This is a genomic window from Gelidibacter pelagius (assembly GCF_017581925.1).
Taxonomy (GTDB): domain Bacteria; phylum Bacteroidota; class Bacteroidia; order Flavobacteriales; family Flavobacteriaceae; genus Gelidibacter; species Gelidibacter pelagius.
Genome location: NZ_JAGEVG010000002.1, coordinates 196,931 through 216,588, shown reverse-complemented (window position 1 = coordinate 216,588; position 19,658 = coordinate 196,931). Strand labels below are relative to the sequence as shown.

Below are 19,658 nucleotides of genomic sequence, written 5' to 3'. Positions count from 1 at the left end.
CATTGTGTTTTCCCTTTGAGAATTTTTAACTTCGCAGCTTAACGATAAAAACATAAAATAATATAATATAATATGGAAGTGCAACATTGGATTGACAAAGGCTATGAGCTGATAATTAACTTTGGACCAAAAGTTTTAGGAGCCATTTTAATATGGATCATTGGATCATGGGTCATAAAGCTACTTTTGAAAGGCGTTGAAAAAGGCATGAAAAAAGGCAATTACGAAATAAGCCTTCAAAAATTTCTATTGAATCTTATAAGCTGGACTCTGAAAGTCGTTCTAATTGTCGTGGTTTTAGGCACAGTTGGGATAGAAACCACTTCTTTTGCAGCAATTTTAGCCGCGGCAGGGTTAGCTCTTGGTTTGGCTTTACAGGGTTCTCTGGCCAATTTTGCCGGTGGGGTGTTGATTTTGATCATGAAACCATTTAAGATTGGCGATTTTATAGGTGCACAAGGTGTAGAAGGCACTGTAAAGGAAATTTCAATATTCAATACACAATTGACCACCTTTGGAAATCAACTTGCGATATTACCAAATGGAAAATTATCTAACGATAATATCATCAATTACTCATCTGAAGGCATACGAAGAGATGCCATCACTTACGGTATCGGTTATGACAGCGATATAAAACTGACAAGAGACATCATTTTAAAGTTGGTGAATGAACAACCAGAAGTATTGCAGGATGAAGGCAAACAACCAATGATGGTAGTAACAGAATTGGCAGATAGCTCTGTTAATCTTTCCTTACGCTTCTGGGCTAAAAATGAAGATTTTTGGGGTTTACACTGGAAATTTCTTGAAGAAGGTAAAATACGCTTGGAAGCTGCTGGAATAGAGATACCTTATCCACAGCGTGACGTCCATTTAATCAAAGAATCTTAAGGTTTAGTTCCGATAAAATCCTTTAAATAAAAAGGCTCAAAATAGGCGACATTTTCAATGTCGCCTATTTTATATTTATCGTAAGCCAATTTTCCCATTTCATTTGCAGAAGGAAGCTTGTTTTGAATAAAGATTGCGTTGGGATGTGTGATGATTTCCTTGGTCTTTTCAACGCCATTTCCGATGAAGTAGACCTTGGCTTGATCTAAGTATGCTTTAAAGCTATCTTCGTCTAAAATCTGAGCCTGTATAGCTCTCAGCTGTTTGTACTGCGAATCATAGACCGCTGCATAAACTTCCATTCTACGGGCATCAAGCATGGGCACAATACTTCCTGAATCAATTTGTACCTGATGTGACAAAGCCTCTAAAGTATCTATAGAAATCAAAGGCTTATCCAAAGAAAAACACAAACCCTTCGCCGTTGAGACTCCAATACGCAAACCTGTATAAGAACCAGGACCTTTGCTCACCGCAATGGCATCCACATCCTGAGGCTTCAAATTGGCCTCCTTAAAGACTGCATCAATAAATAGATGCAAGGATTCTGCGTGAGAATAATTAGAATTATAATCCTCTTTTAAAGCCAAAACCTCTCCTTCTTTAGAAAGAGAGACGGAACAATTGGTTGTGGCGGTTTCAATGTTTAGTATATATGACACTTTTAATCCCTTTAAGAGCTATTTCTTTCCTTCTTTACCTTTTACTTCTATCTTATCCCCAGGATTTAGTGTTTTGGAGACGACATTATAAGGTCCAGTGATAATGACATCACCTTCCTTTAAACCAGTTAGAATCTCAATGTTAGAATCATCCTGAATTCCTGTGGTCACAACTCTTAATTTTGCTTCATCATTATTTTTGACAAAGACACATTCAAATTTTTCTTCACCTCCAACTCTTTGAGGACCGACTTCGCTATCATTCCCTGCCTTTGTATATGGCTTTTTAACGGAAGAAGTGTCTGTTTTAATAACAATGGCACTGATTGGAACACTTACCACACCTTTTCGCTGCTTGGTGATAATATCAACGGTTGCAGTCATTCCAGGTCGGAATGGAGAAAAGTGTTCCCCTTTACCTTCCATCAAGTCTTGATAAGACTCTTCAATTATTCTAACTTTTACCTTGAAATTTGTGACTTGATCTGCCGTAAGCGCGCCAGCAGCTGAATTGGCTATAGCAGTAACAACCCCTTTGAATTCCTTTTTTAGATAAGCATCTACTTCAACAATCGTAGAATCTCCTATTTGAACTTTAACAATATCATTTTCATTGACATCAATTTCAACTTCCATATTGTTCAAATTGGCCACCCTTAAAATTTCAGTTCCTGCCATTTGTTGAGTTCCCACTACGCGTTCTCCCAATTCAACATCCAATTTCGATATGGTACCGGTCATGGGTGCATAAATGGTGGTTCTGTTCAAATTATCTCGAGCCTCACTTACTGACGCACTCGCGCTCTGAACATTATAATATGCAGATTGTTGACTTGCCTGGGCAATTTCGTAGGCAGAAACAGCCTTGTCCCATTCTGATTTTGAGATAATACCTTTTTCGAAAAGCTGTTTGTTCCGATCATAGCTTAACTTAGCTTCTCTTAGGGAAGCTTCTGCTTGCTCTAAACCAGCCTTTATATTCTGATACGTTGCTTGACTTCTGTTTACCGCAGATTGAATAAGGTCAGGATTGACTCTTACTAACAAGTCGCCTTTATTGACTTGCTGACCTTCCTTAAAGGGAAGATCTATAATCTCTCCCGATACTTCACTGGATATTTTTACTTCAATCTCTGGTTGAATTTTACCCGTTGCAGAAACTTTCTCCACAATATTCATTAGAGTCACTTCTTGAGTTTCAACCTCTTTAAAATTGCCTGTGTTACCAAACCAACCGGCTTTTTTCCCTACAATCAATACCAAGATTAGAAGTACCACTGCGGATATTAAGATTATTGTTGTTTTTTTGCTCATAATGGTTAGTTTATTGGTTGTGTTCAATCTACTGATAGATCAACTGTAATTAAAATTTCAATTCCATCGCAGGAATTCCAAAATATAGCTCAAGTACCTTTAATTTGAAAATATAGTCATATTTAGCGCGATTGAGCTCAATTTGGGCATTATCAAATTTCACTTTTGATTGGCTAAACTCAAAAGCATTGGTAAAACCTACATCATAGCGTTCTTTTGCGTAATTATAAGCTAATTCTTGCGATTCTAAAGCAGACTCGGCAGCTTCATAAGATTTAAATGCTCCTTTAGCATCAACATAAGCTTGGTAGACGGTAGATTCCAAATCTAATTGAGCCTGTTCCAATTGGTTTTTACTGCGTTCTAAATTGATCTGATTTCTCTTGACATTGCTTTTAACAGAAAATCCATTAAGGATAGGGATGTTTAGAGATAGACCATAAGAAATACCATCATTTTGTGACAATTGATCAAAAAATGGATCAGCTCCAACCTCTTGGTTGATGGTGTTTGGGAATTCCCCAACAACAGATTGTCCTGTACCCTCAACAACACCTATTTCTCTAACAATTACAGGATTGTTAGGATCGACACTTTGAATAAAAGAGGAGGTACTAGAGTATCTGGTATCATATCCAAAAAAAGCTGACAGCGTTGGATAATAAGCGCTCTTAGCAATTTGTACATCCTTCTCAGCCAGGGCTACATTTTGTTCGGCTATTTTTATTTCGGCCCTATTTTCTTTTGCATTTTCAACAACTTCGTAAACGCTTTTCTTGGAGATACCTTCATCTACGATGTCATATCCTTCATCTTCGATATCAAAATTTTGATAATCTTTAATCAATAAAAGTTGCGCCAAACTGATCAACGACACCTGAACAGCATTTTCGGCATTCACAATAGCCTGTCTTTCACTGGCGTCATTGGCTCTGATTTCAAGTATGTCACCTTCCGGCAAAACACCTGCTTCAACCAATTCTTGTGTTCTTTTTAATTGGTCTTTAGTAATTGTATTTTGTGAGGTCAAAACCGAAAGATTGGCCTTATTGAGGATGACCTGCAAATAATTGTTGGCAACAAACAAAGAAATATCATCTTCCATTTTGGTCAATCGGAACTGCGCTGCCATTTTGGATATTTTGGCGCGCTGTAACTCTTTGAAATTCCTAAGTCCGTCAAACAATGTATAGCCAACGTTCACTCTTCCTGAGGCCGATAAAAACGTGGTGGTCTGGGCATTGTTGGTCAATGGATTAAAACCTAAACCAGTGTTTTCTGAAACGTTTGCACTCATACTGACTTGTGGCATAAAATTACCAATAGCCTGCAAATTTTCGATATCCGTCAGTTCTAAGTCCAAAAGACTTTGTTTTACTGAGATATTGTTTTCCAAAGCATGGGCAACACATTCCTTGAGTGTCCATTTTTTAACTTGTGCCTGAGAACTTACGCCAATTAGGACAAGAACTATAAGAATTGATTTTTTCATAATTAAAATATAAGTCTATGGATTAATTAAAGTGTTACACCAAAAAGAGATTATTTCTTTTTAGCATAATCTGGAATACCTTGAACTTGATTCCAAACCTTTATTTTATCTGATTTATTAATACCACTTTTAACTTGAACAAAGATGCCATCACTGATGCCCAATTCAAGATCTCTACGTTCAAATTTTTGATCGCCTACCATTACTTCAACAAAAGGCTTTTGTGTTTGTGGATCAAATTGTACCAAAGCTTCATTAATAGCCAAAACATTTTCCGCTCTTTCCAAAATTATGGATGCATTTGCACTTAGGCCAGCTCTAATAAATGTTGAATCAATAGATTTTAAGGTGCCTTTAATCTCAAATTGAATGGCTCCATTTTCAACAACCCCTTTTGGAGCGATATAATCCAAAACCGCATCAAACTTTTTGTCCTCAATGGCACCAACGGTGATTTCAAGTGGCAGACCTTCTTTAATTTTTCCAACTTCACTTTCATCAACTTTACCTTCAAAGATCATTTTTTTAACATCCGCCAAAGAAGCAATCGAGGTGCCTTCATTAAAATTATTGGCTTCAATAACCTGGTTCCCTTCTTTTACCGGTACATCCAATACCATCCCGGAAACAGTCGCTCTCACTTGGGTCTGTGCAATGTTACCTAGTCCACTGGTAGTGCCCGTTTTGACAATATCATAATTTTGACGTGAAGAATTCAGGTTGATTTCAGCCTGTTCCACACTTTGTTTTGTTTGTAAATACGTGTTTTTGATCCCTTCAAAATCGTTGGCTGAGATGACACCTTTGTCAAACAATGCTTTTTGACGATCATAATTTGTTTGTTGGGTCTGCAAATTGATTTTAGCCGTTTGCAATGCTGTTTGACTTGAAGAAATATTGTTCTTAGCACTCGTTAACGATGATACATTAGGAATCACTCGAATTTGAGCAATCAAATCACCCGCTTTCACATACTCACCAGCCTCAATAAACACTTCTTCGATCACCCCTGAAATATTCGATTTAATAAGCACTTCATCTTTAGGCACGATATTTCCCGTAGCTACCGTTTTCACAACAATAGTTTGTTCAACAGGAGTGTCAGTGGTATAGGTCACAGGATCTTCCTGATTTTTTCTCCACAGATAAACTAATGCAATTGCAAATACTGCAACGATAAGTCCTAAAATAATGACGGTTTTTGTTCTTTTCATTTGATCGTTTTTATTATTTTTTAGTGGTCAAATGGTGCACCTCAATGATAATTTGAAATTAGCATTCTAATCTTGCAAAGGTGGTTCATTTGATCGTTTTTATTATTTTTTAGTTGTCAAATGGTGCACCTCAAAATGATTTGGAATAAAGACTCTAATCCTACGGAGGTGGTTCATTTGATGATTACTTTTATATTTATTCTATTCTTAAGGCGTCAACTGGTTTCATTTTGGTGGCACTATTAGCAGGAATCAATCCTGCCAGTAATCCTGACACTACAAGTATAAAGAGTGCAATAAAAACCACCGACATACTCACACTCGGGTTCGCAAAATTCTCAACAGGGCCATTCATATCCAAGGCGTAATTGAGCCCCCAAATAACAGCGGCCGCAAAGGAAATTCCCACCATTCCTGATAAAATGGTAAGGATTAAACTTTCTTGTAAAATTTGTGATTTGATGGTCCAAGGAGAAGCTCCCAAAGCCCTTCTGACCCCAATTTCTTTGGTTCGTTCTTTTACTACAATGAGCATAATATTACTGATCCCTATTATCCCAGACATTAAGACGAGAGCACCTACAAAATAACCGACAAAGCTTAAAATGGAAAACAAGCCATTGACACGGCCAAAGGCTTCAGCAAGGTCAAAATTACCAATGGCGCGATCATCTTCAGGATGTACTTTACGTCGGCTTTTCAAACTTTCTATTATTTGTGGTTTGAGTGATGTGATATTTGTATTATCATGTGCGGTTACGGCCAACCATCCTACATTATCAGCAAAATTGAAGGCTTGTCCGAACGCGGTAAAAGGCACAAAAATGGTATTGGCATCTTCCTCTTTATCGCCTTGGCTATTGCTTACTTTAAAGGTTCCGATCACCATAAAATTGACGCCGTTGATCTTTATATACGTCCCCAAAGCTCTCTCTCCCTTATCGTACATACCCTTTACTACACCGGTTCCAATCACACAAACCTTTCTCTTGGCATTGATATCAGAATAGCTCACAAAACGACCTTGGATAATATCCATGGGCTGTTGTTTTATAAATTCGGGATAATCACCATTGACTTGAAAGGCTCCGGTTTTCGTACCTCTAATGACATTATTGGCACCACTATAACCTCCCAATTGATTTCGAGGTGATACATATTTAAGTTGTGGGAAATCGTTTTTCAAACTTGCTACATCGTCCAACTTAAAATTGAAACGCCGTCCCTTAGGCAAGCCTTTATAAGGTTTTGAAGTTTGCTGTGTCCATATAAACATGGAGTTGGTAGCAAAATTCCCAAAGTCTGCGGTCACCCCATTTTTGAGCCCGTTGGTCAATGCCAATAAGAGCACCAAAATGGTGATGCCCCAAAACACACCAAATGCAGTCAACAATGTTCTGAACTTATTCGCGTTTAAAGCCTCCAATATTTCGTCCCAACGGTCTCTGCTAAACATACTATTCGTCTCTTAGTGCTACAATAGGTTTAATTTTGGCGGCACGATAAGCCGGAATAAATCCGGCAATAGCACCTGCAAACACCAACACAAAAACTGTGGTCAATGCGGTATTAAAATCTACCTGCGGATATTTTATAAAGTCGCTTTCTATGAGTGGTCCAACAATTTCAAGAAGTCCAAGACCGGCAATCAACCCGAAGAGTCCAGAGAACATGGTTACAAAAATAGATTCCTGTAGAATCATTGCCACGATAGACATAGGCACAGCACCCAAAGCTTTACGGATACCAATTTCCTTGGTCCGTTCCTTAACAATAATAAGCATAATATTGCCCACACCAACTATCCCGGCAATGATGGTACCGATACCCACAAACCAAAACACGGCTTTTATAGTATCGACCAACGAATAGATCTTTCTTGCTTCCTCCAAGGTGTTGTTGACATTAATAGCGCTGATGTCATCGGGAGCAATAATATGTGTTTGCTTGAGGTCATTTTCTATTCCCAGTGACACTTGTTCCGAAAGCTTCACAGCGTCATCAAAATTCTTGGACATCTTTACGGTATAGGTCATATTTCGGATATCATTGCCTCCGTTGAATGCTTTTTGTGCCGTGGTGATGGGCATCATCACTTTACTTTCATCCCGTTCCCCTCCTGGATCATAAAAAACACCAATCACTTTAAAGTTAATTCCATAAAGGGAAATATCCTTATTAATTGGATCTTCACCTTTAAATAAATCTTGACTTACTTTATTTCCGATGACGGCCACCTTTTTTGCGCCCATAACATCAGAATGATTTAAAAATCGGCCTTGGCTGATGTCTGCATTTTCAATGAATTGGTTGTCTGGCAGCACCCCTTGGATTCTATAATTGCCAGATTCATTTTTATAATTGACCAAGCCGCCCCAAATGGTATAAAATGGCGATTTATATTCTAAGTGATCATCGTATTTTTCAACAATGTCATTGAAATCTTGATTTTTAAGCTGAATACGACGACCTGGATTCAATCCCTTGTACTCTTTGGTGGTAACGCCGGTCCACACCGAAATACTATTGGCAGCATCTCTTTCAAATTGGGAGGTGACTCCATTCTGAATTCCAGAACTGAAGCCTAAAAGAATAACTAAAATAAAGATACCAGATGCAACAGATAAACCAGTTAAGAACGTGCGGAGCTTATTTTTACTTAAACTTTCAAAAATTTCCTGCCAACGTTCAATATTAAACATACTGAGTAGCTCTTATTTGTTCCACGAAATTATCATCAATGATGACGCCATCTTTCAAATTGACAATACGTTTGGTCATTCGTGCGATGTCATGCTCATGTGTGACTATCAAAATGGTTTTTCCGTCGTCATTAATACCTTGAATAAGCTCCATGACCTCATGTGAAGTTTTAGTATCCAAAGCTCCTGTAGGCTCATCGGCGAGCAATACTTTTGGATCACTTGCCAAAGCTCTCGCAATGGCCACACGTTGCTTTTGTCCACCAGATAATTCGTTGGGTAAGTGATGAGACCAGGGTGCCAATCCTACTTTATCGAGATAGTACATTGCTTTTTCAACACGCTCTTTGCGGTTGACACCCTGGTAATACAATGGCAGCGCAACATTATCTAAAGCCGACTTATAATTGATGAGATTGAAGGATTGAAATATGAAACCTAAAAATTTATTTCTGTAGTTGGCGGCTATTTTCTCATTGAGATTTTTAATCGGAACATTATCAAGCGTATATGACCCTTCATCAGCTTCATCCAACATACCCAAAATATTCAAAAGCGTCGATTTACCTGAACCTGAAGATCCCATTATTGATACTAGTTCGCCCTCTTTGACGTCAAAATTAATCCCTTTTAGCACATGAAGTGAATTCGCACCCATGTGGTAGGATTTATGTAAATCTTTTATTTGTATCATATTAAGGCGGTTGCTTCTGCAATGTTACATAAAACAAGGCACGAATTATATTAACAAATTGTTAAGACTTATCTTGAATATGTAATAATAAGACTGAAGAGAGAATGAATTGTTACAGAAAAAAACACTTTTTACACTTTTTTCTTTTTATAGAACTTTGTGTACATCACTAATCCCATTCCAGCGACTAGTACATAAGGGATGACCATTAAGTAAACGATACCATCATTGACACCTTTTGCAGTAGATTGTCCATCTTCACTTTCTAAAACTGCGCGGCACATCGCACATTGCGCATTTGTGGTAAAAAAGGTGAACAGTGAAAACAGAATAATAAAGACTCGAACTTTCATTTTAGACATAATAAGGTGAAATCATAATATAAACAATCACTCCAGATAGGGCAACATATAACCATATTGGAAACGTAATACGCGCTATTTGCTTATGGCGCTCAATATTATTCGTGATGGCGCGAACATAGGTAATCAGCACAAAAGGAATAATTATGATTGATAATAATATATGAGAAATGAGAATGGTGAAGTAGACATATCTCATGAGTCCCTCACCTCCATAAGATGTAGAGTCACTGGTCATATGATACGCTATGTACATCAACAAAAACACGATTGAACAACCAATTGCAGTGGTCATCAAGGTTTTATGGAGCGTTATATTTTTGTTTTTAATAGCCAAAAAAGCAACAATTAAAAGTAATGCAGTCAGTCCGTTTATGGTTGCATAAATTGGAGGCAAAAACGTAAGCGGTTCTACATCAAAACCCAAATCCCGCAAGTTGACGCCAAAAAGCGCACCTACAATCAATGGGATTACAATGGATAGTAGGATAATCCATTTATTGTATTTTTTCTCTGCTGCTCTATTGATCGTTTCCATTATTCCTTTAACAACTTTGCAATATCCTGTTTTAACCAAGTGATCTGCTGCTCCATACCTTCTTCATCCACTTTTTCCTCTTCCGAAATGATACCGTTGTAATAAATGATCGGGCTGCCTTGAACATCAGACCTTGATCTGATAAAGCCATTTTTATCAATGAGTGCAAAATTTCCTGAATGTTCAAACCCACCATCTGCACTCTCATCTTTGGCTGTATAAAGATAGAAACCTTCATTGGCCAACTTGTAGATTTCATCAACATCGCCCGTCATCATATGCCAGTTTGGGCTTGTTACACCATTTTTTTCCGCATATGTCTTCAATACCTCTGGAGTATCAATATGTGGAGTTATTGTAAACGATGCAATCCCGAAATCCTTTTCATCTGGAAAAGCATTCTGGATGTCCACCATATTTGCGTTCATTTTCGGACATATACTTGGGCAGGTTGTGAAAAAGAATTCAATAATATACACTTTACCCTCATAATCCACATTGGATACGGTGTTTCCATTTTGATCTGTAAAACTGAACTCAGGGACCTTTTTTCTTACCCCATTGATCTCTATAAATTGTAAATCGGAAAGGGTTCCGGGCCTTTTCTTTGGGTTATGATTAATGTCCTCACTTCTACTTTCATCTCTTACAATATCTTCATTGCTGATCCGATCAATAATTTTTGGAACAAAGTAAATTCCAAACAGAAGTATGATAAACGACACTCCTACATAAGAATAACTAGTCTTCTTGCTCATTGTTAATACCTTTTAATTCGTTAGCACGTCGTGTTGAAGAGTCAAAATTACCCTTACGCTTTTCTCTATATTCAGTAAACAACACACGTATATCTTCACTCATTTTATTCTTAATTATAGCGACTTCCACACAATCGTATGATGTCAAATCATATATGACAGCATTTCTCTCTCGTTCCATATCCGTTCTATCATCCAAGCGACCGCGTTGATTAAGTTCTGCATCAATAATGAACACTCTTGAGGTTGAAAGTTTATTATCTAAAGGTAAGTCAGATTCTAAACTGGCATAAATCCGCTGAATTTCATTTTCCTCTAAAAAGACAAAGTGCCAATATTTCAAATCTTCATGAGATTCTATTTCTTTCTTAAGCGCTGGAAGGTCTGATTTTGCTTCTGGAGCCATAACGGCAACAATCTGGAACTTCTTAAACCCCTTGAACTTGTCATAGATCAATTGTTTTAAATTTGATGCTGCTGTGGCTCTCTCCAAAGGTGACTTTCCATAGAAAGCCAATACCGTGATGTGGTCTTGAAGTTCAAAGTCAGTGACGGTATTAATATCCTCAACATCCTCTTTTATAATATCTAGCGCAATATAATTATGTTTTGCTGGGTAGAGCATCAAAAGAAACGCCACGGGTAGAAAAAACAGTATGATAAGTACTGAATAGCGTTTAACAAGTTTTTTATTCATTTAAAATGATTTGCACGATTAAGACTCTTCCATCATGCATATTTAATCAATAAATGCACGCTGAGTTTCACAAATGCAAAAATAAAAAAGACGGTTCATATAACCGCCTTTTTATCTATGTTTAACACTTAAATCCTCCTGTTCTATCAGAAAGGCATACTTTAAAAATCAGTCTTTACAAAACCTTTTGAAAAGACATTCGCAACGTAGCCTCCTTCTTGTAAGAAAATAAAAACTAAATAGGAAATCAAAAAGACTGCCGTCCATACAACCATACGTCTCAAACTCGCAGTTTCATCTCTCATGTGCATGAAATCCCAAGTAATATAGTACGCTTTAACTATCGTCAAAATAATAAAGATCCAGTTAAGTGCCTTCATGCCCAAAACCTGGCCATTAAACATTGCTGGTTTATAAATTCCTAAAAGAACTTCTATGGCAGTAATTATGGCCAAAAAGATCAATACGCCCCATATTTTTTGTTTATTGGACTTAAACTTTAATAGGCCTCTAAATATTGCCAGTTTATGCGGTTCTTGTGCGTGTGCTTCCATGTTTGAAATAAATTATCTAATATTATACTAAGTAGAAGAATGTAAATACGAATACCCAAACCAAGTCAACAAAATGCCAGTATAAACCGACCTTCTCGACCATTTCGTAACTTCCTCTTCGCTCGTAAGTCCCTATAAGTACATTAAAGAAAATAATAATATTCAACATCACACCTATCGACACGTGAAATCCGTGGAAACCGGTGATGAAGAAAAAATAGTTGGCAAATAATGGTGGACCGTATTCGTTTTGGACCAAGTTGGCACCTTCTACAACATTCTTTCCTTTGGTTTTTAATTCTTTGAGTGATTCACTACGGGATAAAATTGTCTTATGACCATCTTCCGCAGTATATGTCGTTCTTACAAACACTTCAGGATTTGCTTCAAACCCAGCAAGAACTTCTTCAAAAGTGAAACTTGGAAGGGCTTTTTCGCCTGAAAACCAGAGTCCATCTTTTCGTGTATGTTGGGTTCGATCTGTAGATTGGGCAATAGCGAAGTCTTTTAGTGCAACGCGCTCGCCTTCTGCATCCACAAATTGGATGATATTACCACCGTGAGTTCCAACTGCTCCGTAACCACCTTTAATGAACGTTGTCCACTCGTAAGCCTGGGAACTTAAGAAGACAAAACCTCCCAAGACCGTCAAAAACATGTATAAACTTACTTTGGCCTTGTTCATATGATGCCCTGCATCCACTGCCAGTACCATCGTAACGGAAGACATGATCAAAATAAAGGTCATGAATGCCACGAAAATCATCGGATAGTTACCGTGAATGAAAGGAACGTGGGTAAACACGTCGTCTGCAATTGGCCAAGAATCGGCAAATTTAAATCTTGAGAAGCCATAGGCCGCTAAGAACCCAGTAAAGGTTAATGAGTCTGAAGTGAGGAAAAACCACATCATCATTTTACCGTAACTCGCTTTTAAAGGCTCAATACCTCCGCCCCAACGCTTGTTTTCGGCACTAGTGTTCACGACAGTCGATTCCATATGTAGTGATTAGTTTTTTAGTTTAAAAAGTTGCACAAAAATAATCATTTTATTCATCTAAAGAAACATCCTTATTGAATTTTGAAACACTATAAATAAGGTTTCCTATAGTTGATAAATAATTCGTATTAAAAAACACCTGAAATTATCCTACAAAATATAAAAATAAAAAGAGATAGACCCACAGAATATCAATAAAATGCCAAAATGTTGACGCAAGATCAAAACCGAGCCGGTCAGTGGCGTTATACTTCTGTTTAAAATGATTATAAATTACGACTAAAATGCAAACGAGTCCTACTATGACGTGAATAATATGCACCATCGCGATCAAATAAATATAGGACATAGTAACATTACTGGTAGGCCCAGTAAAATTATAGCCCATATCAATGATCTGTTGAAAACCCAAAAATTGATTGGTGATAAAGGCAATTCCCAACACTAAGGTTGCCAAAAGCCAAATTGTTGTCAATTGTCTCTGGTTGTTTTTGAGTGCTTTTTGTGCCAACACAAACGTCACACTGCTCAACACTACCATGACTGTACTAACGATAAATGCATTTGGCAATTGAAAATCGCTAAGCCAATCTTCTCTTGTACTACTTACAACAAAGGCACTGGTCCATCCAGCAAATGACATGATGAGGGAAACAATCCCAAACCAAAGCATCATCTTTTTCGCCCTATTATTTTTCTCTTCAAAGGTTCCTTCTGTAAAATCCATATTATCTTATAAATTTATCTGCAACGTAAACAATCTGTAATAGGGTAATATATATAACACTAGCCAAGATGAGATGTTTTGCTGCTTGTTCCGTTCTTTTAACAAACAATTGCAAAGCGTAATATATCAGCCCTAATCCTATTGCAAAAACTATTACAGCTGCAACAATAGATAATTTCAAATCTCCGGTGACCCCAAACACAGGAATGATCGATATTAAAACCGTCCAAATGGTGTACATTATGGTTTGTGTGGCTGTGCCTTTATCACGTTTTCCTGTTGGAAGCATGAAAAATCCACCTTTTTTATAATCGTCAAATAAAAACCATCCAATGGCCCAAAAATGAGGAAATTGCCAAAAAAACTGTATCGCGAACAATGTTCCCGGTTCAATTCCGAAAGCATTTCTTGCAGCTACCCAGCCCAACATAAAAGGAATGGCTCCCGGGATAGCACCTGCAAAAACAGATAACGGTGTTTTGGTCTTTAATGGTGTATATACGCTGGTATATAAAAATATGGATATGGCACCGTACATGGCAGTACGTGGATTGATCACATAAAGTGTGGCAATCCCAAGTATTGTAAAGATGATGGCCATGGTAAGTGCCGAATTGACTGATATGCGTCCCGCAGGAATCGGTCTGTTTTTGGTTCGGTCCATAAGCGCATCCAGATCGCGCTCAATAATTTGATTATAGATATTAGAAGCACCAACCATAAAATAGCCTCCAAATGCCAACAATATCAATGTGCTAACCTCTATAGTCGTTGCGCCCAACAAATACCCGGCTATAGCTGAAAACACGACACTCAATGATAATCTCATCTTCGTTACTTCCTTAAAATCAGAAATAACCGAGACCTTTGATAAAGAAGAATTTGTTGTCGCCAATCGGTGTTGTATTTGTCGCTTTTAAATGCGAGTGCAAAGATACTTTGAAAATTGGTTTTGAGCAATTCAATTAATGAAAAAATAAATTTCAATAGGCTTTTTGAATTTTTTGAAACGTGAAGCAAAATGCAGATTTAACATTTTTAAAATTAGATAGCCCGAAATGGCATTGCTATCGTTGGTTTTTTGCATCGACAAATTATGGATGAAGCGATGCAAATTGAACTAAATCACTGTCTCTTATTGCTCAAAATTGAAGTTTAATTAGAAGGTTTTGACTTTGTACGGGAGGTTTCTGTCTCAAAATATTTTTAAAGGACAGGTTCTATAATTAGAGAATTGAACGTCTGTATTGGAGATTCCTGCCTTCGCAGGAATTATTAATTGTCGAAATACCAGTTGAACAAATCGGTCTTAACCCCAAGATTAAACCACGCCGTACTATTTTTAAAGGTCGCTTCTGTATTTGCTTCTGGGTTAAAGTTTCTAAAACTGATGTTGGTAAATACTTTTAAATGACTAACGGGATTGATGATATAACCAGCTTGCAATTCGGCGTTGAAAGTTTTGGTCTTATTCCCCTGGCCAATCTTCACATGCTTGTCAAAAGGTCGTTCATTGTAATTTCTATAGATGTCGCCGCCATAACTGAAATTATCTGTACCATCATTAAAGTCCAAACCACGTGTTCCGAAAATAAACTTGGCATCGGCAAACCATCGCTCATAATTGTAATGTCCAATAATGATGAATTCCCTAAAATTGGCTCCCCATAAATGCGCCATGGGTTGATTGCTATGTCCATAATTATTCACAATGGTATTATGCGAATACGTATAAGGTCTTACTTGGTTATATTCCAATTGCAACATCAAGTTATCAACTTTGAACGCGTCGTAATATTTGGCTCCCAATTGGTACCCGAATTTATTTTTCCAACTTTTCTCCCCCGCTTTAACATGGCTCAAAGAAAATTCATCTAAGATAAACTGTCCATATAAATTGACTTTATTGTTCCATTTATACTTTGCCGATGCCCCTAAAACAGCATTCCCGGAACCTTGGCCAGCTTCAAATTCAATAGCTCTGAAAAAGACAATGGGATTGAGGTAATTGATATCGAAACCTCGTCCATTAGTATCGGTCCACATAACGGATTCAAAAAGACCAATATTGAGTCGTTTGGACACATTCCAACTTAAGTAATGATTGGCCATATATTTGGTCAAAAAAGCTTTATCTTCAACTACGGCATCCCGGACATCTCTCAGCCACATCCAAGTGTTGGTGTATTTAATTTTCCAGAATTTGGTGTTGAGTTTTAAAAACGTTTGTGGAGCCGCCACATCACTTTGAAATAAAGAACGGTACCCATCTCCTATAAAATTCTTACCATGTCCGAATTGAAAATTTATAAAATTTGCAGGCGCGTAGGACAAATACGCTTCAGCAACTGGGTAGTCATAGGCATCGTCTTTAAAACGTTTACCTATCCCCCTTCCGGGAACAATAGCCGGATCAGGACCAAAGGCCTTTAAGCTTTCGGCATATTGGTTGTAATATTGGGCAAATCTCCCTTGGCTTTCAAAGACAGATGTAGAAAAGCTGAACTTTTTGCCCAATCCTCCCTGGATGTAAATGCCTCGGGTATTGTTGAAAGTGGTATTAAAATCGGCATCCGTATCTTTACCCACTTGTAAATCAAATACAGGATCAATGGTAAACCAATAGTCTTCACCTTGAACCTGTACTAAATGCTCATCCCATAATTTTCTGCTCCACCATCCGTCCGAACCTTTAATAAGGGCTTCTTTTTCAGCTTCAAAGTCATAGTATTTCGCAACATCCTCATAAACAAATGGTTTCGCTGCCGTATGACTGTTCGTTCCCAAGCCATTCATATTGGCATCAAAACGCGAATAATAGTGATGGGTGAAGGGAATGTTTAACTGACTGCTATATTCAAGGCCTTGATATTTGACGATGTTCTTGGTTATGCTATCAAACTCATTAGATACAATCTCGTTGAGATCCACAAACTTTTTAAGGCTCGCTGTTTCTTCAGCAGCAGTATTCTTTATGTTTTCAGGATCAACCAAGGGAATTTTAATGGTCAAAGAATATTGATAAAATGTTGGTTTTCCATTATAAGTTCCAGGCCGGATTTTTGGCAAAGATTGAAATACGCGTTTGGTTTCATCCTTTAGAGCATCGTAAATGGCATCTACATAAACGACACTTATATGACCTTCTTTATCAACTTCAAAAAGCACTTTTACATCACCTTTATAGCCGTCCTGAACAGCTTCTTGCGACACTTGAAAGTTTTCATATATATATTGGTTGAGTTTATTGTTAAAACAAGTTTTTAAATTATCAATAGGCTGCTCTTCACAACCCACAAACACAGGAGGCTTTTCGTAAATTTCAATATTTTGGGATAAACTATTGAGCTGAAAACTGACAAAAAAAATTAAGAAGAGGTTCTTCATAGATGACTACAAGCTTTTTAACTCTCGAAAGATACTGTTTTTTTCAAAATGAGAACATAAAAAAACCGCTATCACATAGGATAACGGTTTAGTCAGATATTTTGACAGGCTACTATTCTACTTTGAAAATGATGGGCAACACATACTGAACAGTCACTGCGCGTTCTCTTTGTTTCCCAGGAACCATTATTGGGATTTGCTCTACTACCCTTTTGGCTTCCCTCTCCAATTCAGGACGTGGGGCACGTGTTTGAATTTCAGTAACGCTTCCAAACTTATCAATTTTAAAAACGACATCTATTTTTTGAACTCCAGATAATCCAAGTGTCGATGCCATATCTTTATCAAACTTCTTTTGCACTAGTTTTGATAATTTATCAGACATACATTTTAAACGTCCTTCATTGTTATTTTCAGACTCACAGCCCGGATAAATAGGCGCTTTTTCAACACCGATGGTACTGAAAATCTTTAAATCGATGTCATCACCGTCATCTCTCTTATAGACCACAATATCATCAACTTTAGCGGGATCCGTTGGTATGACCAGGTCTTCCGTCAAGAGCTCTGTTGGTAAAGCTTCAACAAAATCATCGTCTTCAATAATCGGGTCCTTGGTAAGAACTTCAATATTTTTAGTGATCTTTTTTTCTATGATGTCTTTTTCCAAAACAAAGTTGATCGGCATCACCTCAACATCCTTATCACTATAATCAACTTTAGCCAAATTATAATTCTTTGCTACAAACTTCATTTCAAAAAGTCCATAGGTAAACAGCAAACAAAGAATCAGACCTACCTGAAAGTAAAGCGTAGAGTTTTTTCGTAAATTTGCATCATGTTTGCGTGGTTTTGTAGGGCGCATGCTGCTCTGACCAGCGGCATTGCTTGAGTTTTTTAATTTCTTCATAATATGTGTATTTTAAAATGTTAATATTATGGTAAAATCACAACAAACGTACCAAAACGAAAATCCCGGCTAAGTATTTAGACGGGATTTTTTATTTCTCTCTTAGCTTTTTCTAAAAAGAAATTCTGACCACTCCAAAGAAGCGAAAAAAGAAACCCTGAGGCTTTCGCATCAGGGTTTTATATACTATTTATAAAAATTTAAGCTCTAATCTTGCACTTGGAAAAGAATAGGTAAAGAATACGGTACAGTTACCGCTTTACCACGTTGTTTACCAGGTAACATTTTAGGAAGCAAACCAATCACACGTTGTGCTTCTTTCTCTAAACCAGGATGTGGCGCTCTTGCTTGAATGCTGGTAATATTACCCGTCTTATCAATCTTAAAGATCACGTTGATACGTTGCCTACCGGAAAGACCTAACTCAGAAGCCAAATCCACGTTGAACTTTTTATTCACAAACTGTGCAATCTTATCGGACATACATTGCTTTTTCGCATTGTTACCAGCTTCTTTTTCACAACCTGGAAATACAGGTACGTTTTCAATAACGGCAAATGGTACCTCAAGATCTTCTTCAGGAGCTTCTACAACTACTACGTCTTCAACTTTAGCGATTTCTTCTTCCTGATTTGTTTCTGAAGATTCAATAACTGTTTCCACAACCTCTTCTTCATCCTCAACGATCTCAATCTCTTCGGGAGCTACTGGTGGCGGTGGTGGCGGTGGTGGCGGTGTCTGTAACTGCTCAGTAATTGGAATTTCTTCTTCCAATTCATCGTCCATATTAATCATACCGATATCAATATCCGATTTGTCGTAAGTTTTGTAATTGATGGCCAGATTGGTCAGCAATAACATTAAAGCAAGACCAACGGCGAAATAGATTGAACTATTTCTACCAACGTCTGCATCTACATTTTTTTTCGGTTCCATATGCTTAGAGTGTTTTAAGGAATGCTAAAATAACCAATAATTTGTTAAAAAAGCAAGGGATTAATTTATTTTAACTTTAACTTTCTTATGAAAATCATAAAGAGTACCGCAATAATTGCACCAAAAGCATTGGCAATCATGTCAAATACATCAAACATTCTTTCTTTCGTTAAATAATTCTGAAGGACTTCCATTAAAACCCCATAAGTAGAGGCAATAATTAAAGCATATAAAAGGCCTCTCTTTAGATTTAATGTATTGAAATAATTAGCAATCAATATGGTCAAAACGAAATAGGCTCCAAAGTGATGAATCTTATCGTCATAAGGCGAGCCAAGGGTTTCAAGTCCTCCAATACTTACCAAGCTTAACACCAAAAGCACTATGGCGTAAACCACCAGTAAAGCTAATGCCCCATATTTATGCACTTATCACCTCTTTGTAGGCATCAGCTGAAAGCAGATTGTCAACTTGGGAAGGATCAGAAATTTTAATCTTTATCATCCAACCTTCGCCATAAGGATCTGAATTTACTTTTTCAGGCTCATCTTCAAGAACAGAATTGAACTCTATAATCTCTCCTGAAAGTGGTAAGAATAGATCAGAAACTGTTTTCACAGCTTCAACGGTGCCAAAAATTTCATCAATTTCTAAAGTTTCATCTAGAGTTTCAACTTCTACATAGACAATATCACCTAATTCGCCTTGGGCAAAATCTGTAATTCCTACAGTTGCAACATCACCATCAATACTAATCCATTCATGGTCTTTTGTGTACTTTAATTGTGCTGGTATATTCATTTTGTAATCATTTTTA

Annotated in this window: 21 protein-coding genes; 1 reads left to right on the top strand and 20 read right to left on the bottom strand. The window is 37.3% G+C overall.

The window, feature by feature from the left end; all coding sequences use genetic code 11:
• The first annotated feature begins 72 nt into the window (after nt 1-72).
• The gene (locus tag J4051_RS02515; RefSeq protein ID WP_208232176.1) at nt 73-894 is read left to right on the top strand and encodes a mechanosensitive ion channel family protein; all 822 of its coding nucleotides are present in this window, start codon (nt 73-75) and stop codon (nt 892-894) included.
• On the opposite strand, the gene tsaB is transcribed toward J4051_RS02515, so the two are convergent.
• From tsaB to gcvH, 20 genes are all read right to left on the bottom strand, one after another.
• On the bottom strand, nt 891-1,556 hold the full coding sequence (gene tsaB, locus J4051_RS02510) for a tRNA (adenosine(37)-N6)-threonylcarbamoyltransferase complex dimerization subunit type 1 TsaB (RefSeq protein WP_208232175.1): 666 nt from the start codon (nt 1,554-1,556) through the stop codon (nt 891-893). The genes J4051_RS02515 and tsaB overlap by 4 nt on opposite strands.
• A gap of 18 nt (nt 1,557-1,574) precedes the next feature.
• A complete protein-coding gene (locus J4051_RS02505; protein WP_208232174.1) occupies nt 1,575-2,870 on the bottom strand; it encodes an efflux RND transporter periplasmic adaptor subunit in 1,296 nt (431 codons plus the stop codon).
• A 49-nt stretch (nt 2,871-2,919) separates the two neighbouring features.
• Entirely contained in the window at nt 2,920-4,362 is a 1,443-nt protein-coding gene (locus tag J4051_RS02500; protein WP_208232173.1) for a TolC family protein, read from the bottom strand.
• Between the two features lie 50 nt (nt 4,363-4,412).
• Nucleotides 4,413-5,576 carry an efflux RND transporter periplasmic adaptor subunit gene (locus J4051_RS02495; RefSeq protein ID WP_208232172.1) on the bottom strand — a complete coding sequence of 388 codons (1,164 nt, stop codon included), beginning with the start codon at nt 5,574-5,576 and terminating at the stop codon, nt 4,413-4,415.
• 196 nt (nt 5,577-5,772) lie between these two features.
• Nucleotides 5,773-7,032 (bottom strand): ABC transporter permease, encoded by a 1,260-nt coding sequence (locus J4051_RS02490; protein WP_208232171.1) that lies wholly within the window; start codon nt 7,030-7,032, stop codon nt 5,773-5,775.
• Between the two features lies 1 nt (nt 7,033).
• A complete protein-coding gene (locus J4051_RS02485) occupies nt 7,034-8,278 on the bottom strand; it encodes an ABC transporter permease (RefSeq protein ID WP_208232170.1) in 1,245 nt (414 codons plus the stop codon).
• On the bottom strand, nt 8,271-8,972 hold the full coding sequence (locus J4051_RS02480; protein WP_208232169.1) for an ABC transporter ATP-binding protein: 702 nt from the start codon (nt 8,970-8,972) through the stop codon (nt 8,271-8,273). Before J4051_RS02480 ends, J4051_RS02485 begins: the two co-directional genes overlap by 8 nt.
• A gap of 131 nt (nt 8,973-9,103) precedes the next feature.
• Nucleotides 9,104-9,325, bottom strand: coding sequence for a hypothetical protein (locus J4051_RS02475; RefSeq protein ID WP_208232168.1), 222 nt, complete (start codon nt 9,323-9,325; stop codon nt 9,104-9,106).
• Between the two features lies 1 nt (nt 9,326).
• Nucleotides 9,327-9,872, bottom strand: a complete 546-nt coding sequence (locus tag J4051_RS02470) for a DUF420 domain-containing protein (protein ID WP_208232167.1) — start codon at nt 9,870-9,872, stop codon at nt 9,327-9,329.
• Nucleotides 9,872-10,630 (bottom strand): SCO family protein, encoded by a 759-nt coding sequence (locus J4051_RS02465; RefSeq protein ID WP_208232166.1) that lies wholly within the window; start codon nt 10,628-10,630, stop codon nt 9,872-9,874. Before J4051_RS02465 ends, J4051_RS02470 begins: the two co-directional genes overlap by 1 nt.
• The gene (locus J4051_RS02460; RefSeq protein ID WP_208232165.1) at nt 10,614-11,327 is read right to left on the bottom strand and encodes a hypothetical protein; all 714 of its coding nucleotides are present in this window, start codon (nt 11,325-11,327) and stop codon (nt 10,614-10,616) included. Before J4051_RS02460 ends, J4051_RS02465 begins: the two co-directional genes overlap by 17 nt.
• Nucleotides 11,328-11,488: 161 nt before the next feature.
• Nucleotides 11,489-11,881, bottom strand: a complete 393-nt coding sequence (locus tag J4051_RS02455; protein WP_208232164.1) for a cytochrome C oxidase subunit IV family protein — start codon at nt 11,879-11,881, stop codon at nt 11,489-11,491.
• A 22-nt stretch (nt 11,882-11,903) separates the two neighbouring features.
• Nucleotides 11,904-12,881, bottom strand: a complete 978-nt coding sequence (locus J4051_RS02450; protein WP_208232163.1) for a cytochrome c oxidase subunit 3 — start codon at nt 12,879-12,881, stop codon at nt 11,904-11,906.
• Between the two features lie 145 nt (nt 12,882-13,026).
• A complete protein-coding gene (locus J4051_RS02445; protein ID WP_208232162.1) occupies nt 13,027-13,608 on the bottom strand; it encodes a cytochrome c oxidase subunit 3 in 582 nt (193 codons plus the stop codon).
• 1 nt (nt 13,609) lies between these two features.
• Nucleotides 13,610-14,503: a heme o synthase gene (cyoE, locus tag J4051_RS02440; protein WP_208232161.1), complete on the bottom strand. Its 894-nt coding sequence runs from the start codon at nt 14,501-14,503 to the stop codon at nt 13,610-13,612.
• Between the two features lie 380 nt (nt 14,504-14,883).
• Complete coding sequence (locus J4051_RS02435; RefSeq protein WP_208232160.1) at nt 14,884-16,995, bottom strand: energy transducer TonB; 2,112 nt, start codon at nt 16,993-16,995, stop codon at nt 14,884-14,886.
• Between the two features lie 112 nt (nt 16,996-17,107).
• Nucleotides 17,108-17,905, bottom strand: coding sequence for an energy transducer TonB (locus J4051_RS02430; RefSeq protein ID WP_208232159.1), 798 nt, complete (start codon nt 17,903-17,905; stop codon nt 17,108-17,110).
• A gap of 207 nt (nt 17,906-18,112) precedes the next feature.
• A complete protein-coding gene (locus tag J4051_RS02425; protein WP_208232158.1) occupies nt 18,113-18,841 on the bottom strand; it encodes an energy transducer TonB in 729 nt (242 codons plus the stop codon).
• 65 nt (nt 18,842-18,906) lie between these two features.
• Nucleotides 18,907-19,269, bottom strand: coding sequence for a VanZ family protein (locus tag J4051_RS18950; protein ID WP_208232157.1), 363 nt, complete (start codon nt 19,267-19,269; stop codon nt 18,907-18,909).
• On the bottom strand, nt 19,262-19,642 hold the full coding sequence (gene gcvH, locus J4051_RS02415) for a glycine cleavage system protein GcvH (RefSeq protein WP_208232156.1): 381 nt from the start codon (nt 19,640-19,642) through the stop codon (nt 19,262-19,264). The genes J4051_RS18950 and gcvH overlap by 8 nt, the downstream gene beginning before the upstream one ends.
• Between the last annotated feature and the right edge of the window lie 16 nt (nt 19,643-19,658).